Raw genomic sequence first — 14,276 nt, forward strand, 5'->3', positions numbered from 1 at the left:
CATCGACAGGAAGCAGCGACGAACCCACCGAGTCGTCCAGCGAGGATTTGGGGCACCTTCGGGAGTCGGTTCGTCCGCTCGCCGCACTCGACGACGCGGACCGGATCCGGTTGATCCTGATGGTGTACAGCAGGCCGGTCACGGCCGCGATCAGCAGAAACGGTCCGACCAGGATGCCGGCATAAAAGTGCAACCGCAGCACGAACGGCCTGATCTGTGGCCACAACGGGATCTTCGTCACCGAAGGCGGGGTGTCACCGGGCGCAGGCGGTCGATCGATTTCACTGGTGGACATCTGCGTGTTTCGGTTCCTTCTCCTCGGGCTGCACTGGGCGCTCAGCCGGTCCTACTCGTGCAGTAGTCGGGCCAGCGGTCCCGGAAGTTCCCGATAATTCCGAGCCGCGTACTCGAGAACTATTCGGGTGTCACGCCCCGACTAGGTCCTCGTAGGGCTGCGACCCCGCCACGAGCTGCCGGTGTAGGTGTCAAAGTGAAGGAGATTCGACGGGTTTCCCGTCCAAAGAGCTACTGCTCAGTGGAACGACCTGATCTCGTGGCCGGACAAGTCCTCGACGGCTACGCTTGCGACCCGTCCCAGGGATACTCAACTGTCGAGCAATTCGAACAGACCGGTGCGGCCGTGTACGGAGCAAACTTCTGCTCCTCAACCGACGCTCAGAGCACCGAGAAGTGGTACTGCAGGCCGTCGTACGCCCATTTTCCCGCACCATCCCCGGCGAAACACCAGGTGAGCGTGTTTTGAAATCAAAAAGCCTGTCGGAGGTGCGCACTACAGTTCTTGCCATGGCAGAACGGCAGCTCGGTGAGGTCCTGGACGCAGATTCAGTTGCCCTGGTGAGTGGTGCGGTGGTGTTTCCGGACCTGTCGGCCGAGGTGGCTGCGCGTATCGAACGGTCGATGGCGTCGGCGCGGTCTGCCGCAACCCGCCGCGCCTACGATTCGGCGTGGCGGCGATTCGAGACCTGGTGCACTGCCGCCGGGCACATCTCGTTGCCGGCGCACCCTGCGACCGTGGCTGCGTATCTCGTTGACGCGGCGGACTCGCTGACCGTCGACGGAGTCCGGGCGTATGCACCGTCGACCTTCGGCAAATGGGTCGCTGCGATCACCGACCGTCACCGCGGGCTCGGCCACGACACCCCGTGTGGCCACGAGATGGTGCGCGCCACCCTCGCCGGTATCCGCCGAGACTACGCCGCCGCGGGGGAGCGCCCCCGCAATCCCCGCGCCCCACTCCTGACGTCCGATATCACTGCCATCGTTGACGTAGCACGTGCCGGTGTCACCGGCTGGGCCAGTGAAGTGCTCGAACGCCGCGACACCGCACTACTGCTGATGGGGTACTCCGGGGCATTTCGGCGCAGCGAACTCGTGGACCTCGAATGTCGTGATGTGCGCCGCGATCGCCTCGACGGTGCGCATGTCCGCCTGCGGCACTCGAAGACCGACCAGGACGGAACCGGAACGGTGAAGGCGCTGCCGTTCACCGACCGGCACGAATCATGCCCGGTCTGCGCGTGGGTTCGCTGGCTGCAGATCGTTGCTGCATTCGATACCGGTGGCAGAACCGCGATCATTCGTTTGCTTTCCCGCGCAGCGAAGTTCGACTCCCATCTCTGCCACAGCACCCTGCCCACCGCTGACACGCGGTCGGCGCTGTTCCGGTCGATCCGCAAGAACGGCAACCTATCCCAGACCGCACTGTCGGGTGCGGCAGTGCACGCCGCGATCCGCCGCCGCGCCGGCCGCGCCGGCTACGACGCAGACCTTCTCGCCCAGCTGGGCGGACATTCACTGCGTGCCGGATTCGTCACTCAAGCGTTCCGTAACGGTGCCGACGCACACGCGATCATGCGACAGACCGGACACAGAAGCCCGGGAATGGTCGAAATCTATGCCCGCGAGAACGCGCCTCTGGTCGGCAACGCCGTGAACGATCTCGGCTTGTGACCCTCATGCACGGCACCGACACCTCGACGAGCGGCGACAACACCGACCTTGTCCGAACAACTCCAGTATCGAACGACACTGTCCCGGAACGGGGTCGACACACGTGGTCGCTGTTCGCGGACTGGTGCACCGCTCATGATCAGTCGGCGTTGCCGGTCTCACCGGAGTTGTTCGTTCGGTTCCTCCGAGCCAACCCTGCCGCGCCGGCAACGCAACGTCGTCGCATCGCCGTCATCGACGCTGTTCATCGAGACCGCGCCCTGCCCCCGCCGGGTCGCGGTCAGAGCGTGCGAGCGGCTCTGGACGCGCTGCGTGCAGCGCGTTTGCGCGACACCGCAACTCGGATCGGCGGCATCGTCACGCGCCTCCCCGGAACAGGGTGGCCGGCGGCGTTGTTCGCTCGCCGAGATGCACTGGTCCTCACTCTTGCCGCGGCCGGGCTGCCATACACCGAGATCGCGGCACTGCGAATAAGAGATGTCGCCGTCGAACCCGAATTCGATGCCCTCACAATCGAAACGGGCACCGGTGTACATGCCGTCACTTCGTTGGAGCTCGTGAGGGCGGGCGCATCACCGAGAAAGGTGTACAGGCGCTGGTACGAGGTCCTGGCCCACGGCGAGCGGCACCCCAGCACACGCATGCTCGCCGACGCCATCGAGCACGTCGACGGAACCGAACTCGCCGACTCCGTTACTCATCTCGACCCAGGCAGCGAACGGCCGTTGTTGACCACGATCGACCGGTGGGGCCATACCCCGCTGGTCGCAACCCCTCTCACCTCCCGGGGAATAGCCGATATCGTTCGAGCACACCTCGGGGGACGCGCTCCCACGCACATACCGCCCCCCGTCCGAGAGACGAACCCAAAGCGTGTCTTTACGCTCGAGCCTGCATCGGCGGTCTCGCTCGACCCTGGTTACTACGAACGCGGCACACTCGCACGAAGGCACTCCCACGCGCTCCTCGACGACGTCGATTCGGTTCTTGCCGATGTCGAAAACCGCGCAGACCGACTGCTCAGGGAACTTCTCGAGTTCTTAGATGCGGAAATGCCGGAGTGCGAGCAATAGTCTTCAGCGCGCGACGATCCCAGGTGTCACCCCGCAGGAGCGACCCCTGTTGTGAGTGAGTCAGCGAACATTGCACCGAACGACGACCGGGTCTGTGTCGAAAGTTCGCACGCGGGCTTCACGGTCTCTTGGTACGGGGTGGTCGTGTCGCTGGACCTCGTCTCGCGGTGCGCTTCCGATCCACTGCATCGATGTCTGCGTTGATGGTTCGGCGACGTTTCCTGAGGGTCAGTGCCGACAGCGGCAAGCGCGGTGAGAAGTACCAACACGAAGGGGATGTCGAGACTGGTCAGTGCGTCGATGGTCACGATCGCTCCTGCAGCGACACACACGAAAAGCAGGCGTGCACCGTCCACGCAAGCGCATCCCGATCGTGTGCGGCGGCTGGTTCCGGCACTGGCGATCCTCGCCGCTGGGGTTGACCCCAGTCGCGCTCTCGTCGTCTCGCAGGTCGTGTTGTCCTTCGGTATTCCGATCGCGCTGATTCCGTTGGTGCGGTTCACCTCTGACCGCATGTTGATGGGCAGCGATGTCAAATTACCGGATCACTCGATATGCAGCCCGGTTCATCGCGGGAATCGTCGTCGCACTCAGCATTGCACTGATCCATCTAACCGTCGTCTGATTGTGCGCGGGTGAACGTCTCCTGCTTGCCTCTGTGTTCCAGGACCGATTACCGCTCGCGATGGTGGTGGTGTGCGTGGGAAATCGGAATCAGTGGGTTCTTCCGCCGCTCAGGGGGAGTCCGTCCTCGAAAGAAAGAAGACTTAGTGCGGGCCACCAGATTTGCAAGCAACGCAATCGATGCCCCCAGTTTGGATGACGACGAAGCCGCCCACCACCTTCAAGACATCAACCCGCGTGCGGATCGTAGACGGCGGTGACAGTCGATGCCGGCCGGCCCGTTCCATGCTTGGGGTCGAGACGTGATTGCCTCCGGGGCGTTGCCTCAGTCTGGATGGTGCAAGTCTGCCCACTAACTACGCACATTGTTCGGCATCGATCGCATGATCGAGCAGGACGCGAGAGGCTGCCTCACACTGAGTAGCTCTCTCACAGGTCGTACACTACGGCGTCGCCGATGACGCGGATGGCGACCCTGTCGCCGGGCGTCAGAGCCGTGGCGCCGAAGCGGCGCACGGTGACCCGCTGGGCCATAGCGGTGTCCGCGGTGTCGAGGCGGATCCCGAGCAGCATCTCCGACCCGAAGTACTCCACGTCGACGACGGCCCCCGATGCACCCGCGCCGTCGGTGGTCACCTCGATTTGCTCCGGCCGCAACATGATTCGGGCTGCACCTTCGATGGCGTTCGGGGAAGGGGCGACGGCGACGTCGCCGAGGGCGCAGCGGGCACGGCCGTTCTCGATGTGGGCCGTCAAGATCACGGCGTCACCGATGAATTCCGCGGTGGTGACGTCCACAGGGCGGGAATAGATTTCACGAGGTGTACCGATCTGTGCGAGCCTGCCCGAGCTCATCACCGCAACCCGGTCGGCGAACGACAGGGCCTCGGGTTGATCGTGGGTGACGAGGATGGTGGTGATCCCAGCCTTGGCGAGGACGTCGGCGACGATCCGTCGAGTGTTCGCCCGCAAGCCGGCATCGAGTGCCGAGAACGGTTCGTCGAGCAGCATCAATTCAGGTTCACGCGCCAGCGCCCGCGCGAGCGCGACCCGTTGCTGCTGGCCGCCGGAGAGCTGGTCGGGTCGACGTGAGGCGTAGGACGAATCCAGCGACACCATCTCGAGCAGTTCGGTGATCTTCGAGACGGTGCGGGCACGGCGTGGCAGGCCGAACCCGATGTTCGCGCCGACCGTGGCGTGTGGGAACAGTGCCCCGTCCTGGGCGACGTACCCCACCGACCTTCGGTGCGCAGGCGTCCAGCCGGATCCCGCGACGACCTTCCCGGTCAGTGCGACAGTGCCTGCGTCGGGTTTGTCGAAACCCGCGATCAGACGCAGCAGCGTCGTCTTACCGCAACCGGACGGTCCGACGATGGCTGTGGTCGACCCGGCATCGACAGCGAACTCAACACGACGTAGCACCGTCACAGGACCGAACGACTTGTCCAGCCCATCCACCTCCACCGCGTATGTCATAGTCCTGCCGCCTTTTTCGACTGGGAGAAGAGAACGTAGGTCATGGGCAGAGACAGCACGATCATGATCAACGCGTACGGAGCAGCCCCCGAGTAGTCGATCTCGCTGCTCAGCGACCAGAACTGCATCGACAGAGTGCGGGTTCCGGTCGGTGCCAGCAGCAATGTCGCGGTCAACTCGTTCACGATCCCCAAGAACACCAACGCACCGCCCGCTGCGGTGGCCGGCGCAGCCAATCTGAGAGTCACCCGAAAGAAACTCGACAGCGGTGACAGACCCAGCGACCGAGCCGCCTCGTCCAACCCGACGGGCGCCTGCGCGAGCCCCGCCCGCAGGTTGACCAATGCGCGTGGCAGGAAGAGCAATGCGTAGGCCGCGATCACGACGACAACTGTTTGATACAGCGGATTTGCGTACCGAATGGCGACGGTGACGAACGCCAACGCAACCACGATGCCGGGCAACGAACTCGAGATGTAGGTACCGCCCTCGAGGACACGGCTGAACCGTCCGCGGTGGCGAATCGAGATCCACGCGACCGGGAACGCGAGTGCACACGTCATGACCGCACCGGCAATTCCGAACCCGAGCGTCTGCAGCAGCGCGGACGAGATTTCGTCCCACTCCCACACCGCGCTGCCGCCGACGACAAGCCACCGCAGAACACTGGCGATCGGGACTCCGAGAGACAGTGCGATCAACATCCCCAGGAAGACGAGCGCGATCGGCGAATACTGCCAACCGAGTTCTGCAGGCACGGCCGGGCGGGCTGCACCCGAGCCGATGCGGGCATACCTGGCACTGCCACGCACAACCGCTTCGATCACCAACAATGTGAGGCACAGCAATACCAGCACCCCGGCGAGCATGGTCGCCGCCGCTCCGTTGAACGTCGATTGATACTGCTCGAAAATCGCTGTAGTGAATGTGTCGAAGCGGATGAAGACGAAGGCACCGTATTCGGCGAGTAGGTGCAACGCGACCAGAAGCGCGCCGCCGGCGATTGCCAGCCGCAGCTGCGGCACCACGACGCGAAAGAACACTGCCCACGGTCCGATTCCGAGTCCTCGCGCCGATTCCTCGACCGCGGGGTCGAGCCTGCGTAGCGTCGCGGCCACGGGAATGTAGACGAGAGGAAAATACGAGAGCGTTGCGATCAGAACGCCGCCGCGCAGCCCGCCGAGGGAAGGGATCGCCGTCACCCACGAGTAGCCGTTCACGAACGCCGGGACAGCCAGCGGCGCGGCAAGCAATACCGCCCACACCTTCGCTCCGAATACTCGTGTGCGCTCGACCAACCAAGCAGCCGCGACGCCGATTGCGACACAGATGGGCACCGTGATCACTACCAACATCACGGTGTTGGCCAACAATTCGCGGACCCGCGATCGGAACAGCAGCGCCGACGCGGTGGCCCAGCCGGTGTCCACGCTCTCCACGATCACGTACCCGAGCGGGATGAGCGAGATCGCCACGACAATCACTGCGGTGACAGCCAGAGGCAAGGGCATACGCGACCGGCCTGCTGGGCACCGCAGCGTGTGGGCCGGCCCCCGTTGTTCTCGACCGTTCGTCGTTGGAATCAGAGCAAACCGGCTTCGGTCATGAGCTCGGTGACCTTCGGGCTGTTGAGCTTCGCCGGGTCCACCTGCGGGGCCTGCAGTTCGGTCAAGGGGACCAGATCCGCGTTGGCCGCCACTTCGCTGCCCACCGAGTACTCGAACGACATCCCGTCCCGCAGAACTTCCTGACCCTTCGGTCCGGTGACGAACGCCAGGAACTGCTGCGCTGCATCCTGTTTCGCGCTGGACTGCAGGACGCCGCCGCCGGAGACGCTGACAAATGCGCCGGGGTCTTCGTTCTTGAAGTAGTGCAGGGCGACGTTACTGCTGTTCTCTCCGGTCTTGGCCTGATCGCCGAACCAGTAGTAGTGGTAGATCACGCCGCCCGGGATTTCTCCGGCGTTGACGGCTTTCATCACCGTGCCGTTACCGTTGTAGGCGCGGACGTTGTTCTTCATCCCCTCCAACCAGGTGCGTGTAGCGTCCTCGCCTTTCAACTCGAGCAGCGCACTGACGATGGCTTGGAAATCGGCTCCCGACGGCGATGCTGCCCAGCGGTCCTTCCAGGCGGGGTCCTGCAGGTCCAGGAGTGAGGCCGGGAGCTGATCGGGGGTCAGCATGTCCGTGTTGTAGGCGAACACGGTCGAGCGGGCGGCGATACCCGTCCACTTGCCGTTCGACGGGCGGTATTGGCTCGGAACCTGGGCCAGCACGGCCTGGTCGACGTCGGTGAACAGACCCGCGTTCTCGACGAGCGTCATCGCCGGAGAGTTCTCCGTGAGGAACACATCCGCTGGCGATCGGTCACCCTCCGCTACGAGTTGGTTGCCGAGTTCGGTATCGCTCCCTTGGCGCAGGTCGACCTCGATGCCGGTCTCCGAGGTGAACGCGTCGGCCCATTCTTTCGTCAGCGACTCGTGTTGGGCGTTGTAGACGGTGATCCGGTTGTCCCCGCCCGGGTCGGACTCAGCGCTCGAACACCCCGACACCGTCAACAGTGCCGCGGTCGCCAGTGCGAGGCCCGCCATCAGTTCGATCCGCTTGCTCATCGTCCGTCCTTCGCATTTACCGGACCACCTCCGGTCGTCCCCGCCGCCATGGTACTTAGAGGATTGGCAAACCTAATGCCCGGCCCTGTCCCGCTCCACGGTAGACGGGCGAGCACGAAGGTCGCGGCCTGCCAGTAGACAACCCCCACGACGATCGACAGGGCGAATGCTGTCCAGGGATGGTCGTCGCGCAGCGGTAGATAGACCTGAAAATGGGTCAGGTAGATGTAGAGTGACGCGCTTGCCAACACCCCCGCAACCCGGCCCACAACTGCGGGACATGGGACGGATGTGAGCCACACCAGCAGGCAAAGTCCGACAATCACGATGACTTCTCGCTGGATGTCGCCGAAGAAGAACCCGGGAATCGATAGCACGATTGCCGCGGTGACCCCCACTCGATGCCACACGGTCTGCGCCCGGGCGGCGGCCCAGCCGAGGGCGAACAACCAGAAGACAACCGCCGCGGTCAGAATGCGATTGCGGCTGTCGTCGATCTCGATCAATCCGTAACGGGTAACCAGGCCCAATGCCACCAACCCCATAGGAAACCAGAACGGGTGACTGCGTTCGAGACGTGCGACCGCCGGAACATAGAGCACAGCGGCGGCTACGAGGACGATGTACACAATCGCCTCGACGAACCAGTATCGCCATTCGACAGACCAACCGTCCGGGCCGAAGATTCCGTTGAGCAGCAATGCACTGGTGATGCGGTAGTCCCCGGTCAGAGCGATGATGGCCCCGATCCACACCATGCTGGGGATGGCGATCCGAGCGACGCTGCGCACAGCATTGCGTGCGCGGGCGGTGCGATCGACCGCGCCGAGGTGGAAGCGGGCGAAGTTGTAGCCGGCGATTCCGAGAAGCACGTGCGCCCCGCCGAGCACCGAAAACAGGTGTATGTGCGAGCCGGTGATCAGCACGATCGCAAGGGCGCGCAGCACAACGTTGGTCTCCACCCGTCGCCAGCCGCGGCGCAGGTGCGGTGCCTGAACGAAGTCCACGACTCGGGTGTTGTGCCAGTCCGCCGGGAGGTGACCGAGCAGCTCCTCCAGCCGAATGGACATCCGCACATACGACAAAGAGTCACCGCCCAAGCTCACGAACGTGCTGTCGTCGTCGACCCTTGCGTGATGCAGGACCTCGGCATACATCGCTTTGACATCGGTGGTCTCGGGCTTTGTCGTCGTCGAGGTGGGCTGAACAGGGCCGGGCTTGCCTGCGAATTCCGCGACCGCTCGCGCATCGGGTTTGCCGGTGGAGGTGCGCGGCAGCTCATCGACGACACACACCCGAACTGCTGTTGCGGGAAGGCCGCTGAACTGTGCTGTCAAGCGTCGCACGTCGGCGACGTCAGCGTTCTCCGCGACGACGACGAGTTCGTCCGTGCCGTCGGTGCAGCACACGGTCAATCCCAGGTGTGCGAGCGCGGACTCGACGCGGTGCAGATCGATACGTAGACCGAACACTTTCGCGAAACGGCTGCGTCGGCCGACCACTTCGTACAGTCCATCGGCCGTTCGCCGGGCCAGGTCGCCTGTTCGCAGCTCGCCGGCGAGCGTGTCACCCAGGCGCAAGTCGCCGGGGTCGTGTGCGTAGCCGAGCATGACGTTCGGCCCCGAATAGACGAGCTCACCCGTCCCGTCCGGGGCATCCGCGACCGGATCGAGCCGAAAGGACCCGTCGGGAATCGGCCGTCCGATGGAATGCGGATGAGCGGCGGCAAGATCCGGTGGCAGATACGCCATTCGGGCGGTCGCCTCCGTTTGCCCGTACATGACGAACAAGTCCCATCCCTGGCGTCGGCCCAGCTCGGCATACGTGCGGACGCGATCGGGCGACAGCTTTCCGCCGGCCTGCGTGACGTACCGCAGGTCGTGAAGATTCAGCTGTTCGAACCCGATACGGTCGAGCAGATCGAAGGTGTACGGCACACCCGCGAAGGTGGAGGCGCGGTGGGTGCGCGCAAGGTCCCACAGTCGAGTATCTGTGACCGAAGAGTTGGTCAGAATCAAGGCGGCACCGCGCAGGAGGTGGCTGTGGACGACCGAAAGCCCATAGCAGTAGTGCATGGGTAGCGTGGTCACGGCACGGTCGGTGGGGCGGATGCCCAGGTATTCGGCAATCGACTCGGCGTTGGCCTGCACGTTGTCGTGCGAGAGACGGACGAGTTTGGGTGATCCGGTCGAACCCGAGGTGCTCAGCAGCAACGCGAGATCAGGGTGCAGCTCATGTCTGGATTGTCGATCGAGTTCTTCGACGACTGTGTTGCCGTCGAGGGTGCGCACCACCACATCGGGCCGATATGTGTCGATGAGCCCGTCGAGATGGTCGGGATTGTCGTCCGAGGCCAGCAGTACGGGGTGTCCTGCACGCAGCGCCGCGAGGTAGGTGACGACGACCTCGACCTTGTTGGTGCCGGCGATCAGTACCAGACGACGGCCACGTCCAAGTCTGGCCGCCTGCCGGTCGATGCGCTCGTCCAGGTCGCGGTAGGTGATCGTCTCGTTCACCGATATCAGACCCGGTGCGTCACCGAATCTGCCCAAATCGTGCGCTAAGCGCACACTGGGGCGTTTCGGGCGGTTGAAGTCTCTGGGCACCGAGCGAGTCTATAAGGGCTGCCGAACCTAACCTTCCGGCGACGAATACGACTCCGCGCCCGCGCGGACGAGCGTGGCTCGTCTGTCCACACACCGCTCGGACACAGATGATCGGGGTCAGCGACGCCTACTCGGCGGTCGATTCGGCAAGTCCGGTCCGATTGTCGCACCGTGGTCGATCTGATGATCGCCGACGGATCGACCGAGTATCGATGCGCCGCCCTTTGCTCACCCTCACGCTTCGATCGATGGCATGGAGGTGACGCCACCGGGCGGTGGCGGGAACCGATCTGAGTCGGGCCGTAGCGGTTCCGCAGGCTGCGCGCGAGCGGGTGTCGGTCATGACGCGGCGGCGATCAGCCGGGCGAGAACTCCGGATTCGAGGAGGATGAAGAGACCCAAGCCGATGAACACCGCTGGGACGAGCCAGTGCTCGACCCGTTCGAGAGTGTCGACGACCTTCCTGCGAGTGCCCAGCAGCCTGCCGGCGTAGCACCAGATCCCGACGCAGATCAGGAACACGGCGATGGTGACTGCGGTCTGTGGTGGACCGAGCGTCCGAAAGACCGGGGTGTAGACGGCGATGTTGTCGGCACCGTTGGCGATGGTGATGGCAGCAACGCCTGCCATTCCGGTGGCAGCGACCGGGGGTTCGTCCTCGTCGTCGCTGCGCAGCCAGCGGATCAGCGTCCAGAGCCCCAGCGACAGGGGCAGCACACCGAGTAGCCCGACCCATTCTTGCGGCACGATCACCAGTCCCAGAGCGGCGACGACGCTGGTCGCGACGAGGGTGATCAGGCCGAGGTACTGGCCGGTGACGATCTGCCACGCCCGCGGCCTACCCTGGCTGGCGGAGGCGACGAACAGCACCGTCAGCACGACGATGTCGTCGATGTTGGTGCCGGCGAACATCGCCACTGCCGCGGCGATGGTGGTGATCACTGCCGCACCGGGCGTCGGTGAGGATGTAACCGGACGCCCCCGGTGCCGCACGCGACCGTCATGGAGGTCGATCGGATTCGAGGTCGGGGAGCAGTCATACGGATCGTTGCTCCGTGCCCGTGGGATCGACGCGGGTTCGGCCCTCCCGGAGCGACGCGAGGACGACCAGGACTACGCCGCATGTGAGGTAGGTGTCGGCGAGGTTGAAGGTGGGCCACCATCCGGTGTGGAAGTAGTCCGTCACGCGGCCGTCGGCAGCGCGGTCGATGACGTTGGCGGCCGCTCCGGCGACGACCGCCGACAGCCCCACCGTCCCGGTCAGTGAGCCGACGGGGACGGTGCGCCACGCGTACACGGCGATGGCGAGAGTGATGATGGCGGTGACCGCGATGATGACCCCTGGCGGCAGCCCGTTCCCGACGCTGAAGGCGACACCGCTGTTGTAGGCAAGCCTGAGTTGCAGCAACCCCAGTTCGATGACGCGGCCGTCGGAGAGTGCGCGGCGGGCGACGGGGTCGGCCGCGAGTGCCGCCGCGACGAGGACGGCGACGACGATCGCCAGGGTCCACCGGGATCGAGTCGCCGAGCGTCCCCCGGTCGAGACACCCGGCATCGGGCCCGAAGTGGGGTCTGGGCTCATGTCCAGGCCTCGGCTGCTGCCGGGGCAGGTGCGGGCACCGCTGCGGCGGACAGGGGGTGGGTGCGGCCGGCGCGGACTCCGTTGGCGATGACCACGATCTCGGCGAGTTCGTGCACCAGCACCACCGCGGCCAGGCCGAGGATTCCGAACAGGGCGAGCGGCATCAGCACGGTGATGATCGCCAGCGACAGCCCGACGTTCTGCAGCATGATGCGTCGGGATCGGCGCGCGTGGGCCAGGGCGTGCGGCAGGTGCCGCAGGTCCTCACCCATCAGGGCGACGTCGGCGGTCTCGATGGCCACGTCGGTGCCCATGGCGCCCATGGCGATACCGAGGTCGGCGGTGGCCAGTGCGGGGGCGTCGTTGACGCCGTCGCCGACCATCGCGGTCGACCGGCGGCCCTTCAGGTCGCCGATGATGCGTGCTTTGTCCTCCGGTCGCAGATCCGCGTGGACCTCCTCGATGCCGACGTCGGCGGCCAGTGCGCGGGCGGTGCGTTCGTTGTCCCCGGTGAGCATCGCGACGTGGTACCCGTCGCGGCGGAGACCGGCGACGACTTCCGCGGCTTCGGGTCGCAGTTCGTCGCGGACCGCTATCGCGCCGAGGGTGCGGCCGTCCTGTTCGACGAGGACGGCGGTGGCTCCGGCGTGCTGCATCCGTTCCACGTCCGCGGCCAGCGGGCCGGGGTCGATCCACCCTGGTCGGCCGAGGCGGACGTCGTCGCCGCAGAGGCGGCCGGTGAGGCCGGCTCCGGTGACTGCGACGACGTCGTCGGCGGGTGTGTGGTCGTCGACGGCGGCGAGGATCGCCGCGGCCAGGGGGTGCTCGCTGCGCACTTCCAGCGCTGCGGCCACGGCGAGGACCTGTTCGCGGGTCGCACCGTCCGCGGTGGCGACGTCGATGACGACCGGCTTGTTGCGGGTCAGGGTGCCGGTCTTGTCGAGCGCGATCACGCGGATGCGGCCCAGCGCCTCAAGAGCTGAGCCTCCCTTGACCAGGACGCCGAGTTTGCTGGCGGCGCCGATCGCCGCGACGACGGTGACCGGGACGGCGATGGCCAGTGCGCACGGTGAGGCGGCGACGAGGACGACCAGTGCGCGTTCGATCCATACCCGTGGTTCGCCGAGCAGGCTGCCCACGGCGGCGATGAGGGCGGCGGCGACCATGATTGCCGGCACCAGGGGCCTGGCGATCGTGTCGGCCAACCGCTGAGCCTCACCCTTGCGGGACTGCTCGGCCTCGACGATCCGGACGATCTTGGCCAGCGAGTTGTCCTCGGCACGTGCGGAGACCTCCACCTCGAGAACGCCGGTTCCGTTGATCGCCCCGGCATACACGTCGTCGCCGGGCCCGGCCTCGACGGGCACCGATTCGCCGGTGATCGCCGAGGTGTCGAGCGCGGTGGTGCCGCGGCGGATGGTGCCGTCGGTGGCGATGCGCTCGCCGGGCTTGACGATCATCATCTCCCCGAGCATCAACTCGGTCGGCGACACCGCCTGCTCGAGGCCGTCTCGTCGGACTGTGGCGGTGTCGGGAACCAGGGACAACAGTGCCCGTAGACCTCGCCGTGTGCGGGCGACCGCGTACTCCTCGAGGCCCTCGCTGATCGCGAACAAGAACGCGAGCATCGCGGCCTCGCCGACCTCACCAAGGATCACGGCACCGACCGCCGCGATGGTCATCAGGGTGCCGACACCGATCTTGCCGCGCGCGAGCCGCCGAAGGGTCGACGGGACGAAGGTGTAGCCGGCGACGATCAACGCGAGTGATTCGAGCACCAGGGTCAGCCGATCAGGGCCGCCGATCCAGTCAATGATCAGCCCTGCCGCCAGCAGTGCACCGGCCACCGCGGCAGCTCGGATCTCGGTGATCTGCCACAGCTTGTCGGGTTCGTGCTCCTCGTCGCCGTCCAGGCGGGGTTCGTCGTGGCCGCAGCCGCATGCGTCGCTCATCCGGTCACCGCCGACCCGGCGGGCGCGGTGCCGTAAACCGGGCAGAGTGCCACCGCGTTCCCCGTGACGGCGAGGAGGGTCTCGGCCGAAGCGAGCAGGTCCAACAGTTCCGGCCGGACGAGGGAGTAGAACACCTGCCGGCCCTGGGGGCGACCGACGACCAATCCGCAGTCCCGCAGGCACGCCATGTGCGCCGATACCGTCGACTGTGCCAGCCCCAGCTCGCTCACCAGGTCCGCTACACGCACCTCCCTGCTGGCGAGACGGCGAACGATAGCCAACCGTGTCGCATCGGAAAGGCTGTGGAACAACGACACTGCCGCATCGAAAGTCGACGTGGAACCGCCGGGCAGGCGGCCATCCTTATTGATCGTCATGCAA

At 65.6% G+C, this 14,276-nt stretch carries 11 protein-coding genes and 1 pseudogene; 3 read left to right on the plus strand and 9 right to left on the minus strand.

Features of this window, described 5'->3' with window-relative positions; translation table 11 throughout:
• Positions 1 to 295 (minus strand): PepSY-associated TM helix domain-containing protein (locus K414_RS25640; protein ID WP_161631773.1); only part of this gene is annotated, 295 nt, incomplete at its 3' end.
• Positions 296 to 804: 509 nt separating this feature from the next.
• On the opposite strand from K414_RS25640, the gene K414_RS0100705 reads away from it, so the two are divergent.
• The 3 genes and pseudogenes from K414_RS0100705 (at position 805) to K414_RS28410 (ending at position 3,669) form a co-directional block, all read left to right on the plus strand.
• Positions 805 to 1,971 carry a site-specific integrase gene (locus tag K414_RS0100705; RefSeq protein WP_008720452.1) on the plus strand — a complete coding sequence of 389 codons (1,167 nt, stop codon included), beginning with the start codon at positions 805 to 807 and terminating at the stop codon, positions 1,969 to 1,971.
• A gap of 5 nt (positions 1,972 to 1,976) precedes the next feature.
• Complete coding sequence (locus K414_RS25645) at positions 1,977 to 3,044, plus strand: hypothetical protein (protein WP_032373364.1); 1,068 nt, start codon at positions 1,977 to 1,979, stop codon at positions 3,042 to 3,044.
• 276 nt (positions 3,045 to 3,320) lie between these two features.
• Positions 3,321 to 3,669: pseudogene (locus tag K414_RS28410) on the plus strand (divalent metal cation transporter).
• Positions 3,670 to 4,097: 428 nt separating this feature from the next.
• On the opposite strand, the gene K414_RS0100720 reads toward K414_RS28410, so the two are convergent.
• The 8 genes from K414_RS0100720 to K414_RS0100760 form a co-directional block, all read right to left on the minus strand.
• Positions 4,098 to 5,144, minus strand: coding sequence for an ABC transporter ATP-binding protein (locus K414_RS0100720; RefSeq protein WP_008720455.1), 1,047 nt, complete (start codon positions 5,142 to 5,144; stop codon positions 4,098 to 4,100).
• Positions 5,141 to 6,655, minus strand: coding sequence for an iron ABC transporter permease (locus tag K414_RS0100725; protein WP_080733225.1), 1,515 nt, complete (start codon positions 6,653 to 6,655; stop codon positions 5,141 to 5,143). The genes K414_RS0100720 and K414_RS0100725 overlap by 4 nt, the downstream gene beginning before the upstream one ends.
• A 71-nt stretch (positions 6,656 to 6,726) precedes the next feature.
• A complete protein-coding gene (locus K414_RS0100730; RefSeq protein WP_008720459.1) occupies positions 6,727 to 7,755 on the minus strand; it encodes an iron ABC transporter substrate-binding protein in 1,029 nt (342 codons plus the stop codon).
• Positions 7,752 to 10,361, minus strand: coding sequence for an AMP-binding protein (locus K414_RS25650; protein ID WP_237606109.1), 2,610 nt, complete (start codon positions 10,359 to 10,361; stop codon positions 7,752 to 7,754). Before K414_RS25650 ends, K414_RS0100730 begins: the two co-directional genes overlap by 4 nt.
• Before the next feature lie 339 nt (positions 10,362 to 10,700).
• Complete coding sequence (locus K414_RS0100745) at positions 10,701 to 11,303, minus strand: cadmium resistance transporter (protein ID WP_008720461.1); 603 nt, start codon at positions 11,301 to 11,303, stop codon at positions 10,701 to 10,703.
• 94 nt (positions 11,304 to 11,397) lie between these two features.
• A complete protein-coding gene (locus tag K414_RS0100750) occupies positions 11,398 to 11,943 on the minus strand; it encodes a signal peptidase II (protein ID WP_008720462.1) in 546 nt (181 codons plus the stop codon).
• Positions 11,940 to 13,895, minus strand: coding sequence for a cation-translocating P-type ATPase (locus K414_RS0100755; protein ID WP_008720463.1), 1,956 nt, complete (start codon positions 13,893 to 13,895; stop codon positions 11,940 to 11,942). Before K414_RS0100755 ends, K414_RS0100750 begins: the two co-directional genes overlap by 4 nt.
• Positions 13,892 to 14,272 carry a metalloregulator ArsR/SmtB family transcription factor gene (locus K414_RS0100760; RefSeq protein ID WP_008720464.1) on the minus strand — a complete coding sequence of 127 codons (381 nt, stop codon included), beginning with the start codon at positions 14,270 to 14,272 and terminating at the stop codon, positions 13,892 to 13,894. The genes K414_RS0100755 and K414_RS0100760 overlap by 4 nt, the downstream gene beginning before the upstream one ends.
• Positions 14,273 to 14,276: the final 4 nt, after the last annotated feature.

The sequence above is a fragment of the Rhodococcus sp. JG-3 genome (assembly GCF_000482405.1).
Taxonomy (GTDB): Bacteria; Actinomycetota; Actinomycetes; order Mycobacteriales; family Mycobacteriaceae; genus Rhodococcoides; species Rhodococcoides fascians.

What these genes read in the sequence shown, in the direction of transcription:
- K414_RS0100705 (WP_008720452.1), top strand. Translation starts at nt 805, where the DNA reads ATGGCAGAACGGCAGCTCGGTGAGGTCCTGGACGCAGATTCAGTTGCC.
- K414_RS25645 (WP_032373364.1), top strand. Translation starts at nt 1,977, where the DNA reads ATGCACGGCACCGACACCTCGACGAGCGGCGACAACACCGACCTTGTC.
- K414_RS0100720 (WP_008720455.1), bottom strand. Translation starts at nt 5,144, where the DNA reads ATGACATACGCGGTGGAGGTGGATGGGCTGGACAAGTCGTTCGGTCCT.
- K414_RS0100725 (WP_080733225.1), bottom strand. Translation starts at nt 6,655, where the DNA reads ATGCCCTTGCCTCTGGCTGTCACCGCAGTGATTGTCGTGGCGATCTCG.
- K414_RS0100730 (WP_008720459.1), bottom strand. Translation starts at nt 7,755, where the DNA reads ATGAGCAAGCGGATCGAACTGATGGCGGGCCTCGCACTGGCGACCGCG.
- K414_RS0100750 (WP_008720462.1), bottom strand. Translation starts at nt 11,943, where the DNA reads ATGAGCCCAGACCCCACTTCGGGCCCGATGCCGGGTGTCTCGACCGGG.
- K414_RS0100755 (WP_008720463.1), bottom strand. Translation starts at nt 13,895, where the DNA reads ATGAGCGACGCATGCGGCTGCGGCCACGACGAACCCCGCCTGGACGGC.
- K414_RS0100760 (WP_008720464.1), bottom strand. Translation starts at nt 14,272, where the DNA reads ATGACGATCAATAAGGATGGCCGCCTGCCCGGCGGTTCCACGTCGACT.